The sequence below is a fragment of the Mucilaginibacter gotjawali genome (assembly GCF_002355435.1).
Taxonomy (GTDB): Bacteria; Bacteroidota; Bacteroidia; order Sphingobacteriales; family Sphingobacteriaceae; genus Mucilaginibacter; species Mucilaginibacter gotjawali.
The window spans coordinates 4509331-4534531 of sequence record NZ_AP017313.1 but is presented as its reverse complement, the minus strand read 5'-3'; the positions used below and the strand labels follow the sequence as shown (position 1 = coordinate 4534531).

At 43.6% G+C, this 25201-nt stretch carries 25 protein-coding genes; 20 read left to right on the top strand and 5 right to left on the bottom strand.

Features of this window, described 5'->3' with window-relative positions; genetic code table 11:
- Nucleotide 1 precedes the first annotated feature (1 nt).
- The 8 genes from MgSA37_RS19965 (at nucleotide 2) to MgSA37_RS19930 (ending at nucleotide 7185) form a co-directional block, all read left to right on the top strand.
- Complete coding sequence (locus tag MgSA37_RS19965) at nucleotides 2-970, top strand: beta-propeller domain-containing protein (RefSeq protein ID WP_096354415.1); 969 nt, start codon at nucleotides 2-4, stop codon at nucleotides 968-970.
- Nucleotides 971-1276: 306 nt separating this feature from the next.
- On the top strand, nucleotides 1277-2002 hold the full coding sequence (locus MgSA37_RS19960) for an Ntn hydrolase family protein (RefSeq protein WP_096354414.1): 726 nt from the start codon (nucleotides 1277-1279) through the stop codon (nucleotides 2000-2002).
- A 74-nt stretch (nucleotides 2003-2076) separates the two neighbouring features.
- Nucleotides 2077-2820, top strand: coding sequence for a 3-oxoacyl-[acyl-carrier-protein] reductase (fabG, locus tag MgSA37_RS19955; protein ID WP_096354412.1), 744 nt, complete (start codon nucleotides 2077-2079; stop codon nucleotides 2818-2820).
- A gap of 112 nt (nucleotides 2821-2932) precedes the next feature.
- Nucleotides 2933-5029, top strand: a complete 2097-nt coding sequence (locus tag MgSA37_RS19950) for a vWA domain-containing protein (RefSeq protein WP_096354410.1) — start codon at nucleotides 2933-2935, stop codon at nucleotides 5027-5029.
- Nucleotides 5030-5146: 117 nt separating this feature from the next.
- Complete coding sequence (locus MgSA37_RS19945; protein ID WP_096354409.1) at nucleotides 5147-6295, top strand: acyltransferase family protein; 1149 nt, start codon at nucleotides 5147-5149, stop codon at nucleotides 6293-6295.
- Between the two features lie 151 nt (nucleotides 6296-6446).
- Nucleotides 6447-6641, top strand: a complete 195-nt coding sequence (locus MgSA37_RS19940) for a hypothetical protein (protein WP_157750653.1) — start codon at nucleotides 6447-6449, stop codon at nucleotides 6639-6641.
- 3 nt (nucleotides 6642-6644) lie between these two features.
- Nucleotides 6645-6929 (top strand): type II toxin-antitoxin system RelE/ParE family toxin, encoded by a 285-nt coding sequence (locus MgSA37_RS19935; protein ID WP_157750652.1) that lies wholly within the window; start codon nucleotides 6645-6647, stop codon nucleotides 6927-6929.
- A 76-nt stretch (nucleotides 6930-7005) separates the two neighbouring features.
- Nucleotides 7006-7185 (top strand): hypothetical protein, encoded by a 180-nt coding sequence (locus MgSA37_RS19930; protein WP_096354404.1) that lies wholly within the window; start codon nucleotides 7006-7008, stop codon nucleotides 7183-7185.
- 98 nt (nucleotides 7186-7283) lie between these two features.
- Here the strand turns inward: MgSA37_RS19930 and purN are convergent, their stop codons facing one another.
- Together purN and MgSA37_RS19920 are read right to left on the bottom strand one after the other, a co-directional pair.
- Entirely contained in the window at nucleotides 7284-7862 is a 579-nt protein-coding gene (gene purN / locus MgSA37_RS19925) for a phosphoribosylglycinamide formyltransferase (RefSeq protein WP_096354403.1), read from the bottom strand.
- 195 nt (nucleotides 7863-8057) lie between these two features.
- Nucleotides 8058-8576, bottom strand: a complete 519-nt coding sequence (locus MgSA37_RS19920) for a hypothetical protein (RefSeq protein WP_096354401.1) — start codon at nucleotides 8574-8576, stop codon at nucleotides 8058-8060.
- Between the two features lie 279 nt (nucleotides 8577-8855).
- On the opposite strand from MgSA37_RS19920, the gene yiaK reads away from it, so the two are divergent.
- Together yiaK and MgSA37_RS19910 are read left to right on the top strand one after the other, a co-directional pair.
- Nucleotides 8856-9845, top strand: coding sequence for a 3-dehydro-L-gulonate 2-dehydrogenase (gene yiaK / locus MgSA37_RS19915; protein ID WP_096354400.1), 990 nt, complete (start codon nucleotides 8856-8858; stop codon nucleotides 9843-9845).
- A gap of 180 nt (nucleotides 9846-10025) precedes the next feature.
- Nucleotides 10026-11126 carry a zinc-dependent alcohol dehydrogenase family protein gene (locus MgSA37_RS19910; protein WP_221199435.1) on the top strand — a complete coding sequence of 367 codons (1101 nt, stop codon included), beginning with the start codon at nucleotides 10026-10028 and terminating at the stop codon, nucleotides 11124-11126.
- Nucleotides 11127-11208: 82 nt separating this feature from the next.
- On the opposite strand, the gene MgSA37_RS19905 is transcribed toward MgSA37_RS19910, so the two are convergent.
- Nucleotides 11209-11934 carry an RluA family pseudouridine synthase gene (locus MgSA37_RS19905; RefSeq protein WP_096357617.1) on the bottom strand — a complete coding sequence of 242 codons (726 nt, stop codon included), beginning with the start codon at nucleotides 11932-11934 and terminating at the stop codon, nucleotides 11209-11211.
- Between the two features lie 110 nt (nucleotides 11935-12044).
- Here MgSA37_RS19905 and MgSA37_RS19900 point away from each other — a divergent pair, with 110 nt between their 5' ends.
- Nucleotides 12045-13271 (top strand): IS4 family transposase, encoded by a 1227-nt coding sequence (locus MgSA37_RS19900; RefSeq protein WP_096349579.1) that lies wholly within the window; start codon nucleotides 12045-12047, stop codon nucleotides 13269-13271.
- 168 nt (nucleotides 13272-13439) lie between these two features.
- On the opposite strand, the gene panB is transcribed toward MgSA37_RS19900, so the two are convergent.
- On the bottom strand, nucleotides 13440-14255 hold the full coding sequence (gene panB, locus MgSA37_RS19895; protein WP_096354398.1) for a 3-methyl-2-oxobutanoate hydroxymethyltransferase: 816 nt from the start codon (nucleotides 14253-14255) through the stop codon (nucleotides 13440-13442).
- A 257-nt stretch (nucleotides 14256-14512) separates the two neighbouring features.
- Here panB and carA point away from each other — a divergent pair, with 257 nt between their 5' ends.
- On the top strand, nucleotides 14513-15613 hold the full coding sequence (gene carA / locus MgSA37_RS19890) for a glutamine-hydrolyzing carbamoyl-phosphate synthase small subunit (RefSeq protein ID WP_096357615.1): 1101 nt from the start codon (nucleotides 14513-14515) through the stop codon (nucleotides 15611-15613).
- Between the two features lie 112 nt (nucleotides 15614-15725).
- Here the strand turns inward: carA and MgSA37_RS19885 are convergent, their stop codons facing one another.
- Nucleotides 15726-16256 carry a hypothetical protein gene (locus MgSA37_RS19885; RefSeq protein WP_157750651.1) on the bottom strand — a complete coding sequence of 177 codons (531 nt, stop codon included), beginning with the start codon at nucleotides 16254-16256 and terminating at the stop codon, nucleotides 15726-15728.
- 451 nt (nucleotides 16257-16707) lie between these two features.
- On the opposite strand from MgSA37_RS19885, the gene MgSA37_RS19880 reads away from it, so the two are divergent.
- The 8 genes from MgSA37_RS19880 (at nucleotide 16708) to purH (ending at nucleotide 25144) form a co-directional block, all read left to right on the top strand.
- Nucleotides 16708-17472 carry an ABC transporter ATP-binding protein gene (locus MgSA37_RS19880; RefSeq protein ID WP_096354396.1) on the top strand — a complete coding sequence of 255 codons (765 nt, stop codon included), beginning with the start codon at nucleotides 16708-16710 and terminating at the stop codon, nucleotides 17470-17472.
- Between the two features lie 126 nt (nucleotides 17473-17598).
- On the top strand, nucleotides 17599-18696 hold the full coding sequence (locus MgSA37_RS19875; protein WP_221199458.1) for an ABC transporter permease: 1098 nt from the start codon (nucleotides 17599-17601) through the stop codon (nucleotides 18694-18696).
- Nucleotides 18697-18988: 292 nt separating this feature from the next.
- Nucleotides 18989-20287: a phosphopyruvate hydratase gene (gene eno / locus MgSA37_RS19870; protein WP_096354393.1), complete on the top strand. Its 1299-nt coding sequence runs from the start codon at nucleotides 18989-18991 to the stop codon at nucleotides 20285-20287.
- A 229-nt stretch (nucleotides 20288-20516) separates the two neighbouring features.
- Nucleotides 20517-21050 (top strand): signal peptidase II, encoded by a 534-nt coding sequence (gene lspA / locus MgSA37_RS19865; protein WP_096357613.1) that lies wholly within the window; start codon nucleotides 20517-20519, stop codon nucleotides 21048-21050.
- Nucleotides 21051-21063: 13 nt separating this feature from the next.
- Nucleotides 21064-21231, top strand: coding sequence for a hypothetical protein (locus tag MgSA37_RS28360; RefSeq protein ID WP_157750650.1), 168 nt, complete (start codon nucleotides 21064-21066; stop codon nucleotides 21229-21231).
- Nucleotides 21232-21649: 418 nt separating this feature from the next.
- Nucleotides 21650-22954 (top strand): DEAD/DEAH box helicase, encoded by a 1305-nt coding sequence (locus MgSA37_RS19860; protein WP_096354391.1) that lies wholly within the window; start codon nucleotides 21650-21652, stop codon nucleotides 22952-22954.
- A gap of 172 nt (nucleotides 22955-23126) precedes the next feature.
- Nucleotides 23127-23423: an FtsB family cell division protein gene (locus MgSA37_RS19855; RefSeq protein WP_096354389.1), complete on the top strand. Its 297-nt coding sequence runs from the start codon at nucleotides 23127-23129 to the stop codon at nucleotides 23421-23423.
- Between the two features lie 194 nt (nucleotides 23424-23617).
- The gene (gene purH / locus MgSA37_RS19850) at nucleotides 23618-25144 is read left to right on the top strand and encodes a bifunctional phosphoribosylaminoimidazolecarboxamide formyltransferase/IMP cyclohydrolase (protein ID WP_096354387.1); all 1527 of its coding nucleotides are present in this window, start codon (nucleotides 23618-23620) and stop codon (nucleotides 25142-25144) included.
- Nucleotides 25145-25201 lie beyond the last annotated feature (57 nt).

The window sequence follows — 25201 nt, the reverse complement described above, 5'->3', positions numbered from 1 at the left end:
TATGAAAAGACTGATCTATAGCCTTTTGGCCCTGTTGATAGTTGTTGCTATGGGTTGCCAAAAAGGCCCGTATCCGTATATAACCAAAACACAGGCCAAACAAATTGACAGCCTGGTGCATCCCGGCATTACCGGTGCCGCCTTTATTTACAAAAGCAATATTTATTACGTGGCTGATTTTACCAAACCCGTAGTACAGGTTACTACCGATGGCAGTGCCGCCCGCTTTGTTAAAATATCGCATGACCATACTAAGTTTGCTTACCTTGATGCTAATAATGCTATCCTGATCGTCGATCATAAAGGCACGCTTATCACTAAGCTTACGCAATATACATCTGCAAAAAGTTTTGACTGGAGCGCCGACGACAAAACGCTTTATATCCTTAATAGCAGCACCATGGCCTATTATGGGCCGGCCCTTAAGCTGCCTGCATTTGCTTACCCGGGCATTGTTGGCGGGTCGAACACCGATATTTTATCGGCATCCGTATCCATAAACGGCGATTTTGTTTATGTGGTGCATAGTTTTAACTTTAACAATGGCGATACTTACGAACTGGTTATGGTACCGGCCGCTACAGGTAAAGCGGTAGCCTACAGCAACCCTGATATGTATGGCTATAAGATGAATTATGTTGGTTTTGCCGGCACCAGTGCCGACCTGGTTGTAGGGTATACCGATCCTAACGGATACACCGACGCCCTGGTAACTACGGAACTTTTCTCAAATATGAATACTTACCCCGATGCGTCGTACCCGGTAACCAATTCGGCAAGCCCTGTTTATAACAGCAGTTTAGATTACCTGGTGGCCACTTATGTTGATCCGGATACCAACAATGCCATTGAACCGGCGGCCATTTACCTGGGAACGCCCCCCGTATTTATTGACGCCAATACGCCGCATACTATTGTTTTGAATAAGTACAGCATAGGAAGTGGTATTTTGTATTCGGATTGGAAGTAGAGGGGATTATTTTAAGGCTGCCCGCAAAACCTTCTGATTTTTCAAAAGTATGTAAGCTGGCAGTTCGGAAAAATATTCCGAACTGCAATTGCCTCACTTCAATGTCTCTCTGTTCCCTGATCCTCCGCTAACCAATGGCGGGCATTTAGCCAACGGTCTTCTTTTTACGGATAACTGTATGTTTAACCAAATCCTCCTGTTAACTGCTTTGCTAAATCTAAGGTTTAACTAATTTATTACCCCTTCTTTTTTTAAATATCCTTGCTTTTTAACATTAATAATTAGTTAACTTTATGTAAAGTTAAAGTGAATAAATTATTAATAACCGGATTTTTAATTTTCTCCTCATTAAGGGGCTTTTCAACCTGCATTGCCATTTATATTGCGCCTAATGGTCATATTTACGTTGCGGCAGACAGCCGGCGGACGTTTTACCTTGATGACGATAAAACCCGGACGGAGTCTATATGCAAAATTCACAACGTAGGTAATACTTATTTCGCGATAGCCGGTTTTGACGATGGCGGATTACTGACAGCTGCCAACAATGCCCTCGGCCAAAACAATGATCCGGATGCTGCTATAGAAGCGTTTGGTGCTGCAATGACGGCGCACTACCAGCACCTGATGGATGAAGCGCAGCAATTTTACCCGGAAATGCTCAAACGATTTTTAGCCAACGGCCTGGCAGAAGTTGCATTTTTTGGTTACACAGATGGCCGGGCCAGGGTGATGGATGTCCAATTCAGGGTTTACCTGAAAAAGAATAAACCAGTAGTGCGTTGCCGTGTATTACCGGTTGGTTTCCTCGCCGTAATCGGGATCTCCAAAGATATTGACGATGCCGCACCTGATGAGTTGCCTGCAAAACAGACAATGCTGCAAAAACCCGACTTATATGTTCAGCAATTGGTTGAACTGGAAGCAGCAAAACAACCGCTCACCGTTGGTGGACCGATCGATTTACTGGAGTTGAGCCCAGATGGTGCAGTTTGGATAAAAAAAAGCAATAGCGGGGCTACAATTCAATAGGGTTGTGCAAACTCTGCACTTCAAACTTTCGGACTAATTCCCTATCTTCATCGCCCGAAATCATACGATATATTATGAAGTTATTAGAAGGAAAAACCGCGCTGATCACCGGCGCGTCAAAAGGAATAGGCCGTAAAATTGCCGAGAAATTTGCCGAGCATGGCGCTAATGTAGCGTTTACTTATTTATCCTCTGTTGAAAAAGGCGAGGCATTGGAGCAGGAACTGCAACGTTTCGGTACCAAGGTAAAAGGCTATCGCTCGGACGCTTCCAAATTTGAAGAAGCGGAAAAGCTGGTAAATGATATTGTTGCTGATTTTGGTACCCTGCAGATCGTGGTGAATAACGCCGGCATCACCAAAGACGGCCTGCTGATGCGCATGACCGAACAAAACTGGGATGATGTATTGGAAGTAAACCTGAAATCTATTTTCAACCTGACTAAAGCGGCTTCAAAAATAATGATGAAAAACCGCTACGGGGTGTTCATCAATATGAGCTCGGTTGTTGGGGTGCAGGGCAATGCCGGGCAGGCCAACTATGCGGCTTCAAAGGCAGGCATTATCGGTTTCTCAAAATCTATCGCCAAAGAATTAGGTTCCAGGAATATCCGTACCAATGTGGTTGCCCCGGGCTTTATAAAAACCGAAATGACCGAAGTGCTTGATCCCAAGGTGGTTGAAGGCTGGGCGCAGGCTATCCCCCTAAAACGCGGCGGCGAACCTGAAGATGTGGCAAATTGCTGTGTGTTTTTAGCATCTGATATGGCATCGTATATTACCGGGCAGGTGATACCGGTTGATGGTGGAATGTTGTAAGCCCCACCCAAACCCTCCCCGGTAGGGAGGGCTTTTAAGATTTGTTTAAATAAAGACTACCCTGAAGTTTTTTAAAGTCTCCCCTACCGGGGGAGATTTAGAGGGGGCCAATATGCAGCTATTATTTTCAATTACCTGGGGAACGGTTTCGGGATGGTGGGCGCCTGCCTGCCTGGTATTGGGTATATTGTATGGATGGCTGCTGTATAAACAGCCGGTTAGTCTGGATAAAAAATTCCGTTACCTGCTATTTGCAGGCCGTGCTGTGGTTGTTTCGATCATCGCGCTGCTGCTACTTTCACCCCTGGTTAAAACGGTAAGCTATAACCCGCAAAAACCATTGGTTTTGGTTTTGCAGGATAATTCGCAATCAATAAAGCTATTCGCCCCCTCTAAATATCCTCCACCAGCTGGCGGAGAGACTTTAGACGCCCTTTCTGACCTCAAAAAAGAACTGGGGAGTGATTACGATGTCCGCGAATTTCATTTTAATAAGGATGTGGCTGACGGGCTTACCAAGGATTTTTCGGGCAAGCAAACAGATATAGCTAATGCCTTGCACCAGCTAAACGAACGTTTTGTAAATCAGAATATAGGCGCGGTGGTGCTGGCAACAGATGGTTTGTACAACAGGGGCACCGATCCGCAATATGAGGCCCGAAACATTAAATCGACGATTTATACCATTGCGCTTGGTGATACCATTGCCAAACGCGACCTGCTGATGGGCAACGTCAACTACAACAAAACCGCTTTTTTAGGCAACGATTTTGAGATAGAGGTGTTGGCGGAGGCCTACCAGGCCAAAGGCGAAACGATGCATTTGTCGGTAACCGAAGATGGGCGGCAGGTATCGGCTCAAAATATGGAGATCAACTCAAACGATTTCCATAAGGCAGTTACCCTGAAACTGAATGCAGATAAAAAAGGGACGCGAAAATTTAACATCAGCATAGCACCGGTACAAAACGAAGTATCGACCCAAAACAATACCGAAACCATTTATGTAGATGTGCTGGATGCCAAACAAAAGATCTTGCTGGTTTATGATGGCCCGCACCCGGATGTCAGCGCGATCCGGCAGTCGATCCAGAATAATAAAAATTACGAGGTTAAAACAAGTTTTTTGGCGGACCTTGCATCAGTTAAGCCCGGAGATTACAGTTTGCTCATCCTTTTCCAGGTATCGGCAACGGGGAATAATATCCTGCAGAATTTGATTAAAGCAAAAGTGCCGGTTTGGTATATGGTAGGGGCGCAAAGCAATTTGCAGGCATTTGACCAGGGGCAGCAATTGGTAAAAATAAGTTCGGGGCAGGAGCAGATGCAGGAAGTATTTGCACAGCCAACAGCAGATTTTACGGATTTCACCTTATCTGATTCTACCCGGAATAAAATCGCGGTTTTCCCGCCTTTGCTGGCGCCTTATGGCAGCTACAGTTCGCCGCTATCGGGCAGCACCTTGTTAAAGCAAAGGATTGGCAGTGTTGAAACTTCGTACCCCTTATTGTCTTTCGGCGATGAAGGCGGCGAACGCGTGGCGGTACTTACAGGCGAGGGCCTGTGGCGCTGGCAGCTGGCGGAATTTCAGAAATATGGCAACCATCATTCCCTTGAAGAGCTATTTGGGCAGGGGGTACAATATTTAACGGCGAATGCCAGCCGGCAGCGTTTTATTGTTTACCCGTCAAAAAGGGTTTTTGATGAAGGCGAGAATGTGTTGCTTAATGCCGAACTTTATAATGATGCGCTTGAACTGATCAATACCCCTGATGTAAAGATCAACCTGAAAAGCGAAAAGGGAAAAGATTACAGCTTCCTGTTTACCCGCGTCAATCAAAATTACCAGCTGAATGCAGGTACTTTACCAGTCGGGGAATACACTTATTCGGCTTCCACAAAAAATGGCGACAGGGTATTTAATTCATCAGGGCAACTCACGGTAAAACCTTTAAACCTGGAAGCAAGGCAAAGCGCCGCCAACCACCAGTTGCTGCGTACCATTGCCAAACAAAGCGGGGGCCAAATGATCCAACCTTCGCAGATTGGCCAATTGGCTAATCTCATCCGCAAAAACGAGAATGTGAAAACGGTTGTGTATGAAGACAAACGTTACAGCGACCTGGTGGATGTAAAATGGGTCTTCGTGTTGATATTGCTGCTGCTTAGTATGGAATGGTTTTTAAGGAAACGCGAAGGGGTGATCTAATCCCCAAAAACCTGCAAAAGTTGAGTACAGTTGTGGTATTGTTGTAGTGTGCTTTGGCTGATTACCGGGCTAAAAATAAAATCTTTGCAGATTGGTTTAAAATAAATCAGATACTAAATGCCCGAACAACTATCGGTTGTCAATGAAATTGGCGATCAGCACAAACTGCACGGACTGGACCATTTGAGGGCATTGGCCATCACTTATGTATTATGTTTCCATTACCAGTTTTTTGGGCACCCGGCATGGGAAAGCGGCCGGTTCAGTAATTTTGGCTGGACGGGTGTCGACCTGTTTTTTGTATTGAGCGGGTTTTTAATTGCCGGTCAGCTGTTTAATACGGTATCAAAAGGCAAAAATATTTCGGTAAAGGAGTTCTTTATCAAGCGCTTTTTCAGGATCATCCCGCCGTATTTGCTGGTGATCACCATCTATATCGCTTTTCCGTTAGCGCGCGAGTGGGGGCACCTGTCGCCCCTATGGCAGTATTTCACTTTTACCCAAAATTTCGGCCTCGACCTAAAAAAATACGGCACCTTCAGCCATGGCTGGTCGCTATGTGTTGAGGAACAGTTTTATTTGCTGCTGCCTTTAATTTTCCTGCTGTTCAATTTTTTTAAGGCGGGCAAAAAGGCGGTTTACCTGGTGGTGATTTTATTTGTTGCATGTTATATGGTGAGATTTTTAAACTGGCATTACCTGGTTGCCCCTTACCTCGATACCGATGAATTTGGCGCCCGCTTTAACGAATACGTATATTATCCTACCTATAACCGGCTGGATGGTTTACTGGTTGGGGCAAGCATCGCCGGGGTGTTTACTTTTTACCCGGGGTTTAAACAGTGGGTAAACAAATACAGCTACCAGGTTTTGGGTGCAGGTTTACTGGTTGTATTTGCCGCATGGCTGCTGTGCCCGCAGCAATCTACCTATAATACGGTAATATTGGGTTTCCCGCTGGTGGCGCTGGGGTATGGGATGATTTTGGCGGCATTTGTAAGCCCTGATAATATATTTTACCGGCTCAAATCAAAGGTCACCGGGCTGATAGCCACATTATCTTATTCAATTTATCTTTCGCATAAGATCATCATCCATTTAGTTCAGAATCTGCTGGAAAAGGAGGGGCTGGATAAAAATAGCAATATAGTGATGCTGATCTGTATCGTTTGCGTTATTGCAGGGGCACTGTTGATACGGTATGTGATTGAGAAACCGGCGTTGAGGATAAGAAATGGGCTATTGACAAAGCGGAGGGTTATTTAGGCTCCTGGAAGACGATCGGGCAGAATATATAAACTCAAGAACGCACTTTTAATTAAAAGCAGTATGTGAAAATTCAACAAAAAATTTGCTAACTTCGAATATGACAACATTGATCATCAAATCAAATTCTGATAAAAAAACACATTTGATTATGCAATTAGCAGAAGAATTGGGTTTATCAGTAAGGGCCGGTGAATTTGAAGAACTGGATGTGAACGCGATGGTGAAAGGAATAGGCAGAAAGGCAACAGATGAAGAATTGATGGATTACCTTTCAAAAGGAAACGACGCTAAACCTTTCGATCTTGAAAGTGCTTTTTCAAAATACTCCAACAAAAAGCTGTAAAAGTTGATTGTAAAAATTACACCTAAAGCCATGAGTGTGATTGATGCAATCGCCGCTTTTGTAGAATCCAAAAACACCAGGGGAAGTGGCGCGAGATATGCGCTTAGATTCAAAGCCGCATTAAAAAAATTGGCTCAGCCAAACATCCAATATACCTTATGTAATCATCCTGTTTTAGCTGCTTATAGATATTCGTGCAGTCACTTTAATGATTGGGTTATTGCATTTAGGGTGCAGGAAAACGAACTGGTAGTTTATGAGATAATTCATGGGTCGTTACTTTTTTGATAGAAGTAATGTTCTCGTTTACTTCCTCAACCTAAAATGTTGCTATATATAATTAAAAAGATAACATTGGCATTAAATGAACCGGCAGGAATTAACTAAAAAGCTGACTGAATTGGGCGTTAGCCAAAGCGCCTATTCTTTAGACGGCCCGTATGTAGAGGGTATTATGCTCGAAATAACTGATAATTATAGGCCTGGTGACATTGCATATAAAGAATGGCGGGTCTTCGAACATGAAAGAGGTGCCCCGATATAATGAACGTGGGTTTTCTACGGAAAGCAAGGCTTTGAATGATATTTATGAGCGGTTTGAAACGACCAAAAGAAAACTAAGCCCTAAACACTAACCAACCCCTAACTCTTCATCTTTTTCAACAAACTCTCTATCACTTTTGGGAAATATTGGTGCTCCAGCTGCTGGCCTTTAAACTTAACTACTTCCAGGTTATCATCCGGGTCTATTTTAAAACGGGACTGGTGGATGACCTCGCCTTCGTCAAACTGGTCGTTTACAAAATGGATGGTAATGCCCGATTCTTCTTCTTTAGCGGCCAGTACAGCTTTGTGTACGTGATCGCCAAACATACCTTTGCCGCCATATTTTGGCAGCAGGGCAGGGTGAAGGTTGATGATCTTGTTGGGGAATGCTTTTAATAACGATTCAGGAACCAGCCAAAGGAAGCCGGCAAGAACGATCAGGTCGACCTGCAGGTTTTTTAACAGGCGGATCACTTCATCGGTTTCATAGAATTCGTGGCGGGTAAAAATGTGGGCCGGGATCTCGAAATTATCGGCGCGCTGTAATACATAGGCCTGCGGATTATTGGTGAGGATCAGTACTACTTCTGCCTCGGGATGACGCTTAAAGTGCTCCATTATTTTTTGAGCATTTGACCCTGATCCTGAAGCAAAAATTGCGATTCTTTTTTTCATTAAAACTTAAATTTTTTAATGCCCATTAATTTTATCAATTGTTTTCCGCGGGTTTTCGAAAATAGCAATAAAACCATGCAAAAACGTGAAAAACCCTTATAATACGTCCCAAATATAAAGATTTTACGGCAATCCGGTTCAGTCAAATGCAAATGAAAGCTTAATTTATGCTAAACAAACGGCGCTGTTTGCAAATTATGGAGAAGTGGTGGTCTTTTGGCGAATAAAGCCATAGGTAATGACCTTGCGCTTTGCCGTAAGCGAATAATTGGGCTGGATATCGCCGGTATTCAGCACCAGGGAATAAATCCCAAGATTTTGGATCTGGGCATAGGAAAATGGTGTTGAGCTTCCCGCAGCCGTGGTATCCTTACATACAACTGCGGCCTGTAAAAAAAGCTGGTTGCCCGTTAACGACCAGGCCGCTGCTGCCGAAGTTTGTGTTATGCAATCAAAGTTGGTATAGGTACAGGTATTGTTGGTATTAAAAGTAAAAAACTGGCTAGTCAGGCAGGTTGAGCTATCTGTAACTGTCGAGTCAGCGGTATTGCCTGTATAATAGGTGGTTTGTAAGGATGCCAGCTCCCAGGTGCCTCCGGTAAAAAGTTGCTGTATAGGGCTGATGCTGGTCTTTTTACAGGAATTGATCACCAGGGCCGTAAGCAAACCGGTAATGATTAAAAGGGCACGTTTACTTTTTATGGAGGAAAACATCGTCAAAAATAAAAATTCCCGGCCATATTACGGGCAGGGTTTATGTATAACTGTTTAAATGGGTTAATATTATCATTAAAGGTGATAATGATTGTGAGTCTTAAGTCCGGTGTTTAAAGTCTCAAGTCCGGAGTCTTAAGTCTAAAGTCGTAAGTTTGCAATGAATTAATTGACTTAAGACTCAGGACTCAAGACTTTCTACTTAAAATGACCAAAGTTGTAAGTTTGTAATGAAGATTTTATTGACTTTAGACTCAGAACTCAAGACTTTCGACTTAAATGACCATCCCCTTTGAACAACTCCTCGCCGAATTTAACCGGGTACTGCTTTCTCTTGGTTTTACCGGGGACAAGGCCGGAACGATTGCAACAATTTTTGCCAAGAACAGCCGCGATGGGGTTTACACGCATGGACTGAACCGGTTCCCGGTGTTTGTTGATTATGTGAAACAGGGGCTGGTACAAAAAGATGCGGAGCCTGAATTGTTAAACAGTTTTGGTTCGTTGGAGCAATGGGAGGGTAAACTTGCGCCGGGAATATTGAATGCACGTTTTTGTATGGGACGTGCCATTGAACTGGCCAAAGCAAATGGTATTGGCTGCGTGGCCATTAAAAATACCAACCACTGGATGCGTGCCGGCGCCTATGGCTGGCAGGCTGCTGAGGCCGGGATGATCGGCATTTGTTTTACCAATACCATTGCCAACCTGCCGCCCTGGGGCGGGCTCGACCCGCGACTGGGCAATAACCCGCTGGTGATCGCCGTTCCGCGCGACGGCGGGCATGTGGTGCTGGATATGGCCATCTCGCAATACTCCGTTGGCAAGCTTAATTTGTATAAAACCCAAAAGAAGGAACTGCCCTTACCGGGCGGTTATGATGCCGAAGGTAACTTAAGTACCAATGCTGCGGACATCCTGCAATCCGAAAGGTTGTTGCCGGTGGGTTTCTGGAAGGGTTCGGGTTTATCCCTGGTGCTTGATCTGCTGGCAACGGTGCTTAGCCAGGGCAACTCCACCGTTAAGATCACCCAAAGCGAAAAAGAAAGCGGCGTATCACAGGTTTTTATTTGTATCAAGCCCGATAACAACGCACATACTGCGCAACTCATCGAAGAGATCATCAGCTATACCAAAACCAGCAGCCCGGTGGAAGAAGGCGGTACCATCTCCTATCCCGGCGAAAATACGCTGCGCACCAGGGAGAAAAGTTTAAAAGAAGGCGTTTGGGTAGATGAAAAGATTTGGAAGCAGGTGCTTGGGATGTGAGGGGGGGGCATCCAAAATCGAGTTTTTTTCGATCGCAACTAACCTGAAGTCAATAGTATTTTTTCGTCCCTCCGATAAAGTGCAAAGAATCACCTTTAATAATATCTCCCGGCATTTCTTTTGAAACAGGATGACTTCATCTTTGTAGTTTAAGTATACCTTCCAATAAACAAAAATATCATGGAAACATTAGTAAAAGAAGCAGTGGTTATCCCACCGGTAAACGGCGTGGCAAAAACGATGAAAGCATTGGTTTATCACGGGCCCGGTAACAAGGCATGGGAGAGCAAACCAAAACCTGGTTTATTGAAACCGACTGATACGATTGTGAAAATATTTAAAACGACGATTTGCGGAACAGACCTTCATATTATGAAAGGCGATGTGCCGGAAGTTACCGATGGCAGGATCATCGGCCACGAAGGTGTGGGAATTATAGAGGAACTGGGCACTGCTGTAAGCAATTTCAAAAAAGGCGATCACGTGCTGATCTCATGCATTACCTCATGCGGCAAATGCGAGTATTGTAAAAAAGGGATGTATTCGCATTGTGAAGACGGGGGATGGATATTGGGTCACCTGATTGATGGTACCCAGGCCGAATATGTAAGGATTCCGCATGCCGATAACAGCCTTTACCCAATTCCTGCAGGAGCAGATGAAGAAGCTCTGGTAATGCTGAGTGATATTTTGCCAACCGGGTTTGAATGCGGTGTTTTAAACGGGCAGGTAAAACCAGGTGATACCGTAGCTATTGTAGGTTCAGGGCCGATAGGTTTGGCTGCTTTGTTAACCGCACAGTTTTATTCGCCGGCCGAGATCATTATGATCGACCCGGACGAAAACAGGTTGAATACCGCTAAAACATTTGGCGCAACGCAACTTGTAAATGGTGCAAAGGAAAACGTAATTGAAAAGGTAAAAAGTTTGACAAACGGCAAAGGAGTAGATGTAGCTATTGAAGCAGTTGGCATACCCGAAACGTTCGGGATCTGCACATCTATAATTGCACCGGGCGGGCATATTGCCAATATTGGCGTTCACGGGAAGAGCGTTACGCTGCACCTGGAAACATTGTGGTCGCAAAATATTACCATTACCACCAGGCTGGTGGATACTGTGACCACCCCTATGCTGCTGAAAACAGTTGGTGCTAAAAAACTGGATCCGAACCAGCTGATCACCCACCATTTCAGGCTCGACCAGGTAATGGAAGCTTATGAAACTTTTGGAAATGCGGCCAAAGAAAAAGCGCTGAAAGTGATCATGACAGCGGACTGAGTCCGAAGTCGAAAGTCTTGAGTCTGAAGTCGAAAAATTCAAATCCGACTTTGGACTCAAGACTTTCGACTTAAGACTTAACCTACTCCTCCATCATTCCCTCAAACTTTTCCCAAAAACCATCATGGGGGACGGGGGCGGTGATAATGATATTCTCCTGTTTTATCGGGTGAATAAACTCCAGGCGGCGTGCATGAAGGCTGATGCTTTTACGCAAACTGCCGCGGGGGTACCCATATTTATTGTCGCCTACGATCGGGCTTCCTAAAGTAGACAACTGTACCCTGATCTGGTGCGGACGGCCGGTAATGGGGTCAACCCTTATTAATGTGTAGCCATTCAGCTCGCCAACCACCCTGAAGTTTAATTCCGAACGTAAACTGCCGGGTACTTCATGATCATATGCCTTAGTTACATTTTTCTGCGGATTTTTTACCAGCCAGTGTACTAAATTACCGGCGGGGGGGTAGGGTTTTGTGCGAACAACCGCGTAATAGGTTTTATTCATTTCGCGGTTCTTGAACATTTTGTTGATCCGGTCAAGCGCTTTACTGGTTTTTGCAAAAAGGATCACCCCGCTTACCGGTCTGTCCAGTCGGTGTACCACGCCTAAAAAAGCGCCGTTGGGTTTATCATATTTTTGGGCAATATATTTTTTGACCTTATCTTCCAGCGATTCATCACCTGTAGTATCTACCTGCACAATATCGCCCGCCCGCTTATTAATCGCAATAAGATGGTTATCCTCGTACAGCACGTCTTTGTCGGTTACAGGCAGGTTTTCGTATTTTATGTTGACTTTGGTCATGTTTGTTGTTTGTCCATGGACCATAGTCGATCACTACTGTCCGGTAGAAAAAAGATTAAAGAAAAGAGCTCAAAAGATTAGTTTTGAATTACCACATTTAAAACAATCCAATGAGCTCAATTCACAGAAGTAAAAGTAATGACAAGTGTTTGTTTAGCCAAATCCTCGGCTTAATTCCTTCTACAATATTAAGTAAGTGTATTAATAAAAATTCTTCCGATGATGGCTTTAGGCGCTATAATACAGAAAGTCAGCTAATTGCTATGCTTTTCGGACAGCTGAACGGCTGTTATAGTCTCCGGGACATCACTTTAGGCATGAATGTAAACACATTGTTCCTAAAAGAACTTGGCTTAAAACAATCTCCGGCCCGTTCCACAATGTCGGATGGGAATGCAGAGCGTAACTATCAAGTATATGAGTTATTGTTCTCTGAATTAATAACTTACTACAAAGGATTGTTTTCAAAAAGCGAGCATTATAAGATCATTGAAGAGATTAAAGGGCGCTCAGTAAAGTTGATAGATTCCACCACGATGACCGTATGCCTAAACCTGATTAAATGGGCAAAATTCCGGACAGCAAAAGGCGGGATCAAGGCACATGTGAGCTTCGACCTGGCAAGCCAAATACCGGAAATGGTCTATATCACCGATGCTAAGACAGATGACAGGAAGGCTCTATCTCACCTCAAAACAAGCTACCAAAGTATTTTGGTATATGACAGAGGGTACCTTGATTTTGCCTTTTTTAAAGATCGTATTGATAACAATGGCGACTTTGTTACCCGCCTGAAAGAAAAAATAAGTTACCAGGTGCTGGAAGATCGGCCTGTAATATCCGGGGAAAACACAATCATCATTTCTGATCAGATCATCCAGATCACAGGGGAAAAGGCGCGCACTACCGGCTTGGGCACTTGTAAAATGCGGAGAGTAGTGGCTTATGACAGCATAAATAATCGTGAGATAGACCTGTTAACAGCTAATTTAGAGTGGTCTGCTGAGACGATAAGTCTGATTTATAAATCTCGCTGGAATATTGAACTGTTTTTTAAGGGAATGAAACAGAACTTACAGATTAAAACCTTTTTAGGCACATCCGAAAATGCTTGTAAGTCTCAGATATACATCGCCATGATCGCTTTTTTACTGCTGGAAGTCATCAGAAGATGCATCAGTAAAACTGTACATGGCTTTTCTAATTTCGTAAACCTGATTCGCATTTGCTTAATGCATTACCATAGCCTATCCTATATCGTTAATGACATTAGAGAGATTACGGTTCGACTAAAGCTAAAAGCAAGCCCACAAGCTAACCTTTTATTCCCGATTTAGATACTTTTTCCCAGTCAAAATCAACTTAAAAAACCTGTTTCAATCATTTAAACATGCTTTTTTTGTAAGTTTAAACTTTCTACCGGACACCCATGATAGTCGATAGACCATGGCCGTTAATGGCTATTTTTACCATGGTCTATGGACTATCGACCATGGACTTCTAACTCAATACTCTTCCTTCTCGTTGGGGAAGCTTTTTGTTTTAACGTCGCTGATATAATTTTTTATGGCGCCGTTCATAATCTCGTTCAGGTTGGCATATTGCCGTAAAAACCTTGGTTTAAACTCTTTATTGATGCCCAGCATGTCGTGGATCACCAACACCTGTCCGTCGCAATAACGTCCGGCGCCTATTCCTATTGTGGGGATGCTTAAACTTTCGCTCACCTGTTTGGCCAAAGCTGCCGGTATTTTTTCCAGCACGATAGCAAAGCAACCCAGTTCCTGCAGTTTTAAGGCATCTTCCCTTAATTTTTGCGCTTCCGACTCCTGTTTTGCCCGTACCGTATAGGTGCCGAATTTATAAATGGACTGCGGCGTAAGCCCCAAATGGCCCATAACCGGGATACCCGCGGTAAGGATGCGGCTAACGGATTCAGCAATTTCAACGCCGCCTTCAATTTTAACACTGTGGGCGCCGGCTTCCTTCATGATCCGGATAGCAGAATTTAGCGCTTCCTTTGAATTTCCCTGGTAGGAACCAAAAGGCAGATCGACTGTCACCAATGCCCGTTTTGCCGCGCGCACTACCGATGAAGCATGGTAGATCATCTGGTCGAGCGTTATCGGCAAGGTCGTTTCGTGCCCGGCCATTACATTGGAGGCGGAATCGCCTACCAGGATAATGTCTGTGCCGGCTTCATCAACAATAGCCGCCATAGAATAATCATAGGCGGTAAGCATGCTGATCTTTTCGCCGCGGGCCTTCATTTCCTGTAAAATGTGGGTGGTAATTCTTTTAACCTCTTTATTTACCGACATGGGATAATAATTTAATGGCACGAATTTCACTAATTTATTCGAATTACACGAATTGTTTCGAATAAGGCATATTTAGCTTTTGAATAGTAACCGGGCAACAAGATTCGTGAAAATTCGAATTTTATTCGTGTAATTCGTGTCAAATCATTAGCTTTGCCCCTTGAACATGGGAGATTCTCACTTCAAATTTTCAGCCTGTTTTTATGGGGCGCCGCACCAGGCAAACCGGCATTTTTACCATTCATTTTATTTTATCAATGACATATTTAACCAAATTACCGGCAGTATTATTACTGGCTGACGGAACTGTATTTTATGGAAAATCAGCCGGCAAGATGGGCACCACCACCGGCGAGATCTGTTTTAATACAGGCATGACAGGCTACCAGGAAATTTTTACCGATCCTTCGTATTTCGGTCAGATCATGGTTACTACCAACGCCCATATCGGGAATTACGGTATCGCTAATGCCGAAGTTGAATCCGGAAGGATCCAGATCGCAGGCCTGGTTTGTAAAAATTATAACATCGCCTACAGCCGTAAACAGGCTGATGAATCGATCCAGGATTATTTCCAGGAAGAAAATATTGTTGGTATTTCGGATATTGACACCAGGCAGCTGGTGCGCCATATCCGTGATAAGGGTGCAATGAACGCTATCATTTCCTCTGAGATATTGGACATTGAAGAGTTGAAAAGCAGGCTTGCCGAAGTGCCTTCCATGGACGGCCTCGAGCTTTCATCAAAAGTTTCCACTACCGAAACTTATACCTTCGGTGATGAAAGCGCTACCTACCGTGTTGCGGTACTCGACCTTGGCGTTAAGAAAAACATCCTGCGCAATTTTGACGAAAGGGATATCTATGCGAAAGTTTTCCCGGCAAAAACTTCTTTCGAAGACATGGAAAAGGATTTTGCGCCAACAGGTTATTTTATATCCAACGGCCCCGGCGATCCATCTGCCATGCCTTATGCTGTTGAAACGGTAAAAGCAATTTTAAAGGCCGAAAAACCGATGTTCGGCATTTGCCTTGGTCACCAGTTACTGGCTTTGGCGAATGATATCCCTACCAAAAAAATGTTTAACGGCCACCGCGGTTTAAACCACCCGGTAAAAAACGTCATCATCAACCATTGTGAAGTAACGTCGCAAAACCATGGGTTTGGCGTAGTGCCTGAAGCGGTAAGGGCATCTGACAAAGTAGAGATCACCCACGTTAACCTGAACGACCAATCTATTGAAGGCATCAGGGTAAAAGGCAAAAAAGCATTTTCAGTACAATATCACCCTGAATCATCTCCCGGCCCGCATGACAGCAGGTATTTATTTGATGATTTTATAGCCTTGATGAAATAAGGACGATGTGCGGATGTGCAGATTACAGATGTGCAGATCATAAAAAAAGCTTTTGGGTTTGAACTCAAAAGCTTTTTTTATAATTGAAAATTTGATTTAGTGTGCTGAGGCCTTACTTCTTCAAATAATACCCCGGCACCTTCAACGCCGGTCTTTCTACATCCCATATTATACTCGACACCTTCCACCCGGTTTTTGTTTTTATCAGCTGGAAACTGTTTACGCCCCTTTCTTCTACTGTGTCCATCCGGTTTAGATAGGTTTTGTATGTGCTGATGCGATGGGCTATGCGGCCAAACTGTTCGGTGCGGCCAAAAATTTCTTCTTCGTAAAACAGGTTGATGTGGTTAGCTGCGACAAACTGTTTGTAAAGTTCGGTAAATTGATCAATACTGGTTATTTGTGCGGTATCGCCCCTGAAATTGATCAGTTGTGCCTGCGGAATAAAATAGTCTTTAATTTCGCTGAAACGGGGATTTTCACCTTTTTTAAAACTGATAGCAGTATAAGCGTCATGCACGGCTTTGGTGATCGCGCTGTCTTCGGGCACCTGGTAGCGCTCCGGGGCGTTTATCCTAACCTTTGTGTCACATGACGCGCAGATGATAGCAAGCAACAGGCAGGTAAATAACGTTTTCATCATTGCGTTTGATTTTAAGATGGCAGATCCTGAATTATAACCATGATAAATATAAGTATTAAATTATTTTCACCGATTCCGGCGGAATATTTCATCGGCATTTTTACCCTGTTTACCGGATATTTGGCTTCCTTCGCCTAAATTAACTAACTGAATTTCTGCGCTGATAGCAACTTTGAGCCATAAATCAATTGTTATCATGAAAACTTTACTCGCTGGTCAAATTATTCATTATGCCATTCATCTTGCCGCGCAGGCGCAGGCGCTGATACACACCCTTGGGCATTTGATAAAATAAAACCCCAGCCCCCCTCTAAATTGCGTAGCAATCATGAGTGCCTAAAAAACAAATACGGATACGAATAATCTCCCCCGGTAGGGGGAGACTTAAAAAAACACCATCTTTCGACAAAAAGATAACAGAAATTCCAAATTAGAAAACGATTTTTGCAGCATGGCAAAACAACCTATTATTACGGTAAAAAACCTGGTGAAAAATTACGGCGATTTTGAAGCCGTAAAAGGAATTAGTTTTGAAGTGTATGACGGCGAGATCTTTGGCTTGCTTGGCCCTAACGGCGCCGGTAAAACCACCACCCTCGAGATCATTGAAACCTTGCGTGAAAAATCAGCCGGTGAAGTCACCGTCGACGGGCTTTCTATTGATCATGATGCCGATAAGATCAAACAGCGCATTGGCGTTCAGTTACAATCCGCTGGCTATTATCCTAATTTAAATCTATCTGAGCTGATCGCGCTTTTCTGCGGTTTATATGGCATTGATAAAACAGCCAACGAGATGCTGGAAAAAGTGGCATTGGTTGATAAAGCTAAATCAAAATATAAAGAATTATCCGGCGGACAAAAACAGCGTTTTTCCATCGCCACAACACTCATTAATAACCCGAAAATTATTTTCCTGGATGAGCCAACAACAGGGCTGGATCCGCAGGCACGCCGAAACCTCTGGGACCTGATCCGCGAGATCCGCGACAGCGGAACAACGGTTGTCATCACCACTCATTATATGGACGAAGCCGAAGAATTGTGTGATCGCGTTGCCTTTGTTGACGGTGGCCGCATCGTAGGCATCGATACCCCAAATCATTTTATCGACAAATTGATTGAGTCGGGTTTCGAACGTAAAAAACAAGTAAAACTGGCCAATTTAGAGGATGTGTTTATTGACCTTACCGGTAAGGAGTGGAGAGAGGGGTAGCCCCCCGGCCCCCTAAAGGGGGAGAAGAAGTTGGCGGTTTTTTGCAGGCATTTTGCACTACCCATTTGTAATTCTGCGACGCCTCACCAATGAACTAATGAACCAGTGAACTATTGAACCAACATAATGAAGAAATATAATAATACAAAAGCAACCCTTGCAATCGCCAAAGCCAGTTTCCGTTCCATTATCCGCAGCCCTTCGGCGGTGGTGTTTAGTTTGGCTTTCCCTTTAATATTTATCGTTGTTTTTGCCAATATTGGCGGCGGCGGGTTGAAAATGGATGTGGGCGTCGCCAAAACCTGCGATACCAGTAAATCCGATTCGCTTTACCAGCGTTTAGCACATACCCCGGCTATTCACCTGATAAAGGATCAGTCGGCAACGGAAATGAATAAAAACCTTTCAAAAGGCAATATTGATGCTATAATTGATGTGAAGACGAGCACAATACCTCCCTATTATACGCTGAATATACAGTATACCACTGCTTCGGCTCAAAAAGATGGTGTGCTGCGGTCCATGTTAAATAGTATGTTTTTTGAGATCAATAGCCGCCATAATACGCAGGCCGAACCAATCGCTGAATTGAAAGAATCCACTATTCATGGCCGCGAATATAAATACATCGACTTTTTACTTCCCGGGATGCTTGGCTTTTCATTATTGAGCAGTGGTGTTTTCGGGACGGCATTTGTGTTCCTCAGCCTGCGTTTAACCCTGGTGATCAAACGTTTTTTTGCCACCCCGGTAAAAAAATACAGCATTGTTTTGGGCGAAGCATTGGCCCGCCTGGTTTTTTCGTGGATCGGGGCTTTGTTTATCATCCTCGTTGGTCACTACTTTTTCGGGTTTACGCTTATCCATGGCGTTACTACGGTAATCAATATGCTGATCCTGTCAGCTTTAGGCCTGATCGTTTTTATGGGCTTCGGCTTTATTATATCCGGCATTGCCAAAAATGAAAGCGCTGTTCCGCCGCTGTCCAATATTATAACGATGCCTCAATTCTTACTGTCAGGTACCTTTTTTGCCACCACCGCTTTCCCAACCTGGCTGCAGTGGCTGAGTAATATTTTGCCGTTAACCTATTTGAATAAAGCCATGCGCGATGTAGCCTTTGAAGGTGCAGGTCTTGGAGATGTAACCCACGATCTGTTGATCATCGGGATCTGGTTTATCATTGTTTACGCGGTTGCGGTGAAAACTTTTAAGTGGGAATAGGTGATGTGCAATATGGTGCCATGCGAATGCGCGGCTTTTTGGCATTTAAATGTTAATATGGAGGGGATTGATTAAGCATCATATTTATAATTCGTACGTGTAAATTAAGGCCGCAATTTACAAGATTCAAAAATTAGCCCCGTCACTTTAAATAATTGTTAATAATCAGTGAAATCACAAAACAATCTGTGAAATCTTTACACATATATAGCGGAAGTTGTATATTTGAAAACTATATGATATAGTGTACTAATTACACTAAGGATATTTAAATTGACAAATACCAATCCCAATGAGCTTAATTATTGACGTACATGCCCGCCAGATCCTTGATTCGCGCGGCAACCCTACTATTGAAGTAGATGTTTTAACCGAAAATGGCGCACTTGGCCGCGCCGCAGTACCTTCCGGCGCATCAACGGGAGTACACGAAGCGGTGGAGCTTCGTGACAATGATAAAACCAAATATATGGGCAAAGGCGTCCTAAAAGCCGTTGCTAACGTAAATGATATAATTGCCAAAGAATTGCAGGGACTTGATGTGTTTGAACAAAACGCCATCGATAAACTGATGATTGAACTTGACGGTACCGAAAACAAAGGGAAATTAGGCGCCAATGCTATTTTAGGCGTTTCTTTAGCGGTTGCGAAAGCTGCCGCCCAGGAAAGCCGCCAGCCACTTTACCGCTACATTGGAGGCGTTAACGCAAATACTTTGCCCATCCCGATGATGAACATTGTTAATGGCGGTTCACACTCTGATGCACCTATCGCGTTCCAGGAATTTATGATCATGCCGGTTGGCGCGCCTTCTTTTTCAGAAGCGTTACGCTGGGGTGCCGAAGTATTCCACAATTTGAAAAAGATATTGCATGACAGGGGCCTTTCAACTGCTGTTGGTGATGAAGGTGGTTTTGCGCCAACTTTTGACAGCACCGAAGACGGTGTTGAAACCATTTTGAAAGCGATTGAAAAAGCAGGTTACAAACCAGGTGTAGATATTTGCCTGGCATTTGATTGCGCTGCATCTGAATTTTACGTAAACGGAAAATACGACTATACCAAATTTGAAGGCGAAAAAGGTGCTATCCGCACCAGTGCTGAACAAGCTGATTACCTGGCTCAATTGGCAGCAAAGTACCCGGTTATTTCCATCGAAGACGGTATGGCTGAGGACGATTGGGAAGGCTGGAAATTATTGACCGACAAAATTGGCAGCAAAGTTCAGTTGGTTGGTGATGATTTGTTTGTTACCAATGTAAAACGCTTACAAAGAGGTATTGATGAAGACACTGCAAACTCCATCCTTGTAAAAGTAAACCAGATAGGTACCTTAACTGAAACCATTAACGCGGTAACTTTGGCGCAAACCAATGGCTATACTTCGGTAATGAGCCACCGTTCGGGCGAAACTGAAGATTCAACCATCGCTGATTTAGCGGTTGCTTTAAATTGCGGCCAGATAAAAACAGGTTCAGCTTCACGGTCTGACAGGATCGCGAAATACAACCAGTTACTGCGTATTGAAGAAGAATTGGGTGATAGCGCGAAATTTATCGGTAAAGATTTTAAATACTTTAAAAACCGCTAACAGAATTTTTGCACTAATTTTCACGAATAAGTGCGAATTTTCACGAATTGATTTAAGTACGAACATTTACGAATTAAATCGAATTTCACGAATTAATAGAAGCCGGCTATAGGGTCGGCTTCTTGTTTTTTTTAAAAATCAGGGGAATTAAAGAAATCAGTAAAATCTGTGCTCTATATTTGCATCCTTTAAATCCAGGCAATCGGTGAAATTCCGGTTCAGACAGAAAATGAAATCATCCCGGTTAGGCAGAACGCTTCTTATTATACTCCTTCTTGCAGTAAACATTGGTTGCGACCAGGGTACCAAGGCCATCATCAGGCATAAATTTGAATATTATGACTGGGTTGGCTACCTGCATAACCATATCACCATCACCAGGGTCGAAAATTCAGGCGCATTTTTAAGTTTAGGCGACAATCTTAAGGGACCCTTAAGAAATGTTTTACTCAATATACTACCCTTATTAGCAGTGCTTTTTGGCCTTTATTATATTTTCACCAAAACCGACCTTAACCGGGTAACTTTAGTAGGTATTATCCTCATCGTTGGCGGCGGCATTGGCAATATTTACGACCGGATCATGCACGGCTCGGTAACCGACTTTTTGCACATTAATTTTGTCATCTTTCAAACAGGTATATTTAACGTGGCCGATATGTCCATTATGGCGGGTACATTTATGATCCTGTTGCATGCATGGTTTAAAAAGAAGCCGGAAGAGGGTGTAAAAACAGAAACGCCAACCGGCGAGCAGATTTAATAATATTTTCAAGATGGATAAGAATGAATCAATAAGAAATGCCAAAGATTTCGGCGAAATTCTTGATATCGAATATGGGAAAATCGGCAGTCAATTTCGGGATGAATTTGAAGAAAACGCGCAAGACTTTATCATTAGCGAATTGTTGAAAGATGCAAGCCGCGAAGCCAGCATAGCTTAGGAAAATCAATCGATTAAAGGCACAGGTTGATTATTAGAATTTTTTGCGTTAGGGATGGGAGCGGATACCGGCCACTGTGCGTAAGGCCTGCAGGCGTATGAGCGTACAGCCCGGCCGCAGGCAACGCCCAAAATAAAAAGTTTGACCCAATCTTAATATAGTTTACCTCCATAAATCTTTCTAATCACCCCTTTTTTACTAAAAAACATAACCTCACTACACCTCACCCATGTCCCTTTTATTCACTAAGCAAATCATCATCGTAATTTTCACCCTGTAGCTTTTGGTTACAAAAAACAACTTCCCAAATAAAAAACGTATCTTTGCGAATAATTACCGTTTCGCTTAAGGTTGATCACCGAAAAATACTTCAGATCCCCGCTTATGCTTCGCGTTAGCAAACATTTACAATAATTACATGTCATTCGAAGATTTAAAATTAATTGAGCCGATTTTACGTGCTCTGAAAACAGAGGGATATACCACCCCAACCCCTATACAGGAACAAGCTATCCCCATTATATTACAAAACCGCGACCTGCTGGGTTGCGCCCAAACAGGCACCGGTAAAACGGCCGCCTTCGCAATCCCCATCCTGCAGTTATTATACCAGGACAGGCTGCAGCACAAGGAACAAAAAACCATTAAAGCACTTATCCTTACCCCAACCCGCGAGCTGGCCATCCAGATTGATGAAAGTTTTGCCGCTTATGGCAAGCACACTGGGTTAAAACATATGGTGATTTTTGGCGGCGTTTCGCAAAATCCGCAAACTGATGCTTTAAGAAGGGGCGTAGATATTTTGGTTGCCACTCCAGGCCGCCTGCTTGACCTGATGAACCAGCGCTTTGTACACCTGGAGCATATCCGGATGCTGGTACTGGATGAAGCCGACCGTATGCTGGATATGGGCTTTGTACATGATGTTAAAAAGATCATAGCCAAGGTACCCGCCAAAAGGCAAACCTTGTTTTTCTCGGCTACCATGCCGAACGAGATCCAGCAGCTGGCCAATACCATACTAACCAAACCCGAAAAGGTGGAAGTTACCCCGGTATCATCTACTGCGGATACGATACAGCAGGCTTTATTTTATGTAGAGAAATCGGATAAAAAATCCTTATTGCTGCATGTATTAAAAGATAAGGCCATTAAAAATGCCCTGGTATTTACCCGCACCAAACACGGCGCCGATAAGGTAGTAAAAGACCTGGTACGCGTTGGCATCACTGCCGAGGCCATACACGGCAATAAATCGCAAAATGCACGCCAAAGGGCCTTAAGTAATTTTAAGAACCGTACCACCCGTGTTTTGATTGCAACTGACATTGCGGCCCGCGGTATTGATATTGATGAACTGACACACGTAATTAACTACGAACTGCCCAACATCCCTGAAACCTATGTGCACAGGATTGGCCGTACGGGCCGTGCCGGGTTAAACGGAATAGCACTTTCGTTTTGCGACGAGGAAGAAATTGAATTTTTACAGGATATCCATAAACTGATCGGCAAGCAGATCCCTGTCGAGGAAGCACACCCATACCCCATGAGCCCGCAAAGCATTGTTGCAAAAGCAGCCGGCGGCGCAAAAAAAGGTTCGGGCGGTGGCGGCCATAACTCTGGTGGCCCTAAACGCGGTCGCGGTTTTGGCAATGCCAACCGGGGTGGCGCAAGCGGCCTGAGCGGCGCCCGGAGCGGGAGTCGTGACAGGAGGAGGTAGGGGTTAGTGATTAGAGATTGGTGAATAGTTGATTAGGTTTATACAATAGTTGTTAACCTAATCAACAACTCACTTAATCAACCTAATCAACTACTTGTTGAAAAGTTAATAACCCCACTTGCACAAACCATCATTTTTAAATAGTTTTAAATAATATTTTAAATTTGTTGCCATGATACGCTTGTTTAACCTTTTTCGGAATAAATATTTCCTGGTTGCCCTGGCATTTGTGGTATTCATGATATTTTTTGACAAGAACGACCTGTTCTCGCAATACCAGTATTACCAGCAGGTAAGCAAATTGAAACAAGAGCGTGATTTCTACCAAAAAGAAACCGCCAAGGTATACAAGGATTTGAACGAACTCGACTCAAATCCCAAAGAGCTGGAGAAATTTGCCCGCGAAAAATACCTGATGAAAAAGGATAACGAGGACGTGTTTGTGATTGTGCAGCCGAAGAAAGATTAAATTTTTAGCTAATACTCACTTTGTAGGACGATTTTCCCTTTTTGAAAAAGCCCTGTAATTTGTACTAAACCACAAATTAACAATCGGCGAAATCAAAATAAAATCAGAGAAATTCCAATCAAAAAAAAACTACCGGCTAACTCCCAATCTCTGAACACAAATCCTTACCTTTGCGGCTCAAAATTTAGCTGTAGATGAGCCAATCTGTTCAAATAAAAAACGCTTTAATATCAGTTTATTACAAAGATAATTTAGAGCCTATAATCCATGAGTTAAACCGCCTTGGGGTTAATATATATTCCACCGGTGGAACCGAAACTTTTATCCGCAATTTAGGGGTTGATGTAATCGCCGTTGAGGACCTTACTTCGTATCCTTCAATCTTAGGTGGTCGTGTTAAAACCCTGCATCCCAAGGTATTCGGGGGTATTTTAGCCCGCAGGAATTTTGAAGGCGATGAACAGCAATTGGCACAATACGAAATCCCCGAGATCGACCTGGTGATTGTTGATCTTTACCCTTTTGAAGAAACCGTAAAATCAAATGCTGAAGAAGCTGAGATCATTGAGAAAATTGATATCGGTGGTATTTCACTGATCCGTGCAGCAGCCAAAAATTTTAAAGATGTGGTGATCGTTGCATCGAAACAAGACTATTCTGAACTGGAAAATATCCTGAAAGCGCAGAATGGGGCCACCACTATCGATCAGCGCCGGGCTTTTGCCAATAAAGCTTTTAATATATCATCACATTACGATACTGCCATCTTCCAGTATTTTAACCAGGAAGAGCAGTTGCCGGTATTTAAGGAAAGCATTCAAACCAGCCAGGTGTTGCGCTACGGCGAAAACCCGCACCAGAAAGGTGTTTTTTACGGCGACCTGGATGCCATGTTTACCAAATTGCATGGTAAGGAATTATCCTACAATAACCTGGTAGATGTTGACGCAGCAGTGGCTTTGATCGACGAATTTACCGAGCCAACCATTGCTATATTAAAACATACCAACGCATGCGGCATCGCTTCGCGCAATTTTATTAAAGAAGCCTGGATTGATGCGCTGGCTTGCGACCCCGTATCGGCTTTTGGCGGTGTAATTATTGCCAATGATGAGATTGATGCTGAAACCGCTACCGAGATCAGTAAAATATTTTACGAGGTTTTAATAGCGCCGGCATTTACTGATGAAGCAGTGGCTATACTAAAAGAGAAAAAGAACCGTATTATACTGGTCCGCCAGCAGGTGCTGTTACCCGCCAAACAATTTAAAACATTGCTTAACGGGGTAATTGAGCAGGACAAGGACGCAACGATAGAAGGGCCGGAACTAATGACAGCAGTAACCAACAGGAAACCTACCGAACATGAAATGAAGGATCTGTTTTTTGCAAATAAAGTGGTAAAACATACCAAATCAAATACCATAGTTTTTGCGAAAAATAACCAGTTAATGTCAAGCGGTGTTGGGCAAACCTCAAGGGTTGATTCATTAAAACAAGCGGTTATTAAAGCGCATAGTTTTGGTTTCGACCTGAATGGGGCGGTGATGGCATCAGATGCTTTTTTCCCTTTCCCTGATTGCGTTGAGTTGGCGGCAGAGGCCGGCATTACAGCTGTTTTACAACCAGGTGGGTCAATAAACGATAAGCTTTCGGTTGCAATGTGCGACGAAAAAAACATCTCGATGGTAACTACAGGGATACGGCATTTTAAACATTAATCCCGGGTTTATCGGGACACTAACTAACACGAATTTATAAGAGTGGACAGGAATTTT

Excerpts from the sequence above, each read along its gene's own strand:
- MgSA37_RS19855 (WP_096354389.1), top strand. The coding sequence starts at position 23,127 with ATGATACGCTTGTTTAACCTTTTTCGGAATAAATATTTCCTGGTTGCC.
- MgSA37_RS19860 (WP_096354391.1), top strand. The coding sequence starts at position 21,650 with ATGTCATTCGAAGATTTAAAATTAATTGAGCCGATTTTACGTGCTCTG.
- lspA (WP_096357613.1), top strand. The coding sequence starts at position 20,517 with ATGAAATCATCCCGGTTAGGCAGAACGCTTCTTATTATACTCCTTCTT.
- carA (WP_096357615.1), top strand. The coding sequence starts at position 14,513 with ATGACATATTTAACCAAATTACCGGCAGTATTATTACTGGCTGACGGA.
- yiaK (WP_096354400.1), top strand. The coding sequence starts at position 8,856 with ATGACCATCCCCTTTGAACAACTCCTCGCCGAATTTAACCGGGTACTG.
- purN (WP_096354403.1), bottom strand. The coding sequence starts at position 7,862 with ATGAAAAAAAGAATCGCAATTTTTGCTTCAGGATCAGGGTCAAATGCT.
- MgSA37_RS19965 (WP_096354415.1), top strand. The coding sequence starts at position 2 with ATGAAAAGACTGATCTATAGCCTTTTGGCCCTGTTGATAGTTGTTGCT.
- MgSA37_RS19920 (WP_096354401.1), bottom strand. The coding sequence starts at position 8,576 with ATGTTTTCCTCCATAAAAAGTAAACGTGCCCTTTTAATCATTACCGGT.
- MgSA37_RS19940 (WP_157750653.1), top strand. The coding sequence starts at position 6,447 with ATGCAATTAGCAGAAGAATTGGGTTTATCAGTAAGGGCCGGTGAATTT.
- eno (WP_096354393.1), top strand. The coding sequence starts at position 18,989 with ATGAGCTTAATTATTGACGTACATGCCCGCCAGATCCTTGATTCGCGC.
- fabG (WP_096354412.1), top strand. The coding sequence starts at position 2,077 with ATGAAGTTATTAGAAGGAAAAACCGCGCTGATCACCGGCGCGTCAAAA.
- MgSA37_RS19885 (WP_157750651.1), bottom strand. The coding sequence starts at position 16,256 with ATGATGAAAACGTTATTTACCTGCCTGTTGCTTGCTATCATCTGCGCG.
- MgSA37_RS28360 (WP_157750650.1), top strand. The coding sequence starts at position 21,064 with ATGGATAAGAATGAATCAATAAGAAATGCCAAAGATTTCGGCGAAATT.
- MgSA37_RS19950 (WP_096354410.1), top strand. The coding sequence starts at position 2,933 with ATGCAGCTATTATTTTCAATTACCTGGGGAACGGTTTCGGGATGGTGG.
- MgSA37_RS19875 (WP_221199458.1), top strand. The coding sequence starts at position 17,599 with ATGAAGAAATATAATAATACAAAAGCAACCCTTGCAATCGCCAAAGCC.
- panB (WP_096354398.1), bottom strand. The coding sequence starts at position 14,255 with ATGTCGGTAAATAAAGAGGTTAAAAGAATTACCACCCACATTTTACAG.
- MgSA37_RS19905 (WP_096357617.1), bottom strand. The coding sequence starts at position 11,934 with ATGACCAAAGTCAACATAAAATACGAAAACCTGCCTGTAACCGACAAA.
- MgSA37_RS19945 (WP_096354409.1), top strand. The coding sequence starts at position 5,147 with ATGCCCGAACAACTATCGGTTGTCAATGAAATTGGCGATCAGCACAAA.
- MgSA37_RS19880 (WP_096354396.1), top strand. The coding sequence starts at position 16,708 with ATGGCAAAACAACCTATTATTACGGTAAAAAACCTGGTGAAAAATTAC.
- MgSA37_RS19900 (WP_096349579.1), top strand. The coding sequence starts at position 12,045 with ATGAGCTCAATTCACAGAAGTAAAAGTAATGACAAGTGTTTGTTTAGC.
- MgSA37_RS19930 (WP_096354404.1), top strand. The coding sequence starts at position 7,006 with ATGAACCGGCAGGAATTAACTAAAAAGCTGACTGAATTGGGCGTTAGC.
- purH (WP_096354387.1), top strand. The coding sequence starts at position 23,618 with ATGAGCCAATCTGTTCAAATAAAAAACGCTTTAATATCAGTTTATTAC.
- MgSA37_RS19910 (WP_221199435.1), top strand. The coding sequence starts at position 10,026 with ATGGAAACATTAGTAAAAGAAGCAGTGGTTATCCCACCGGTAAACGGC.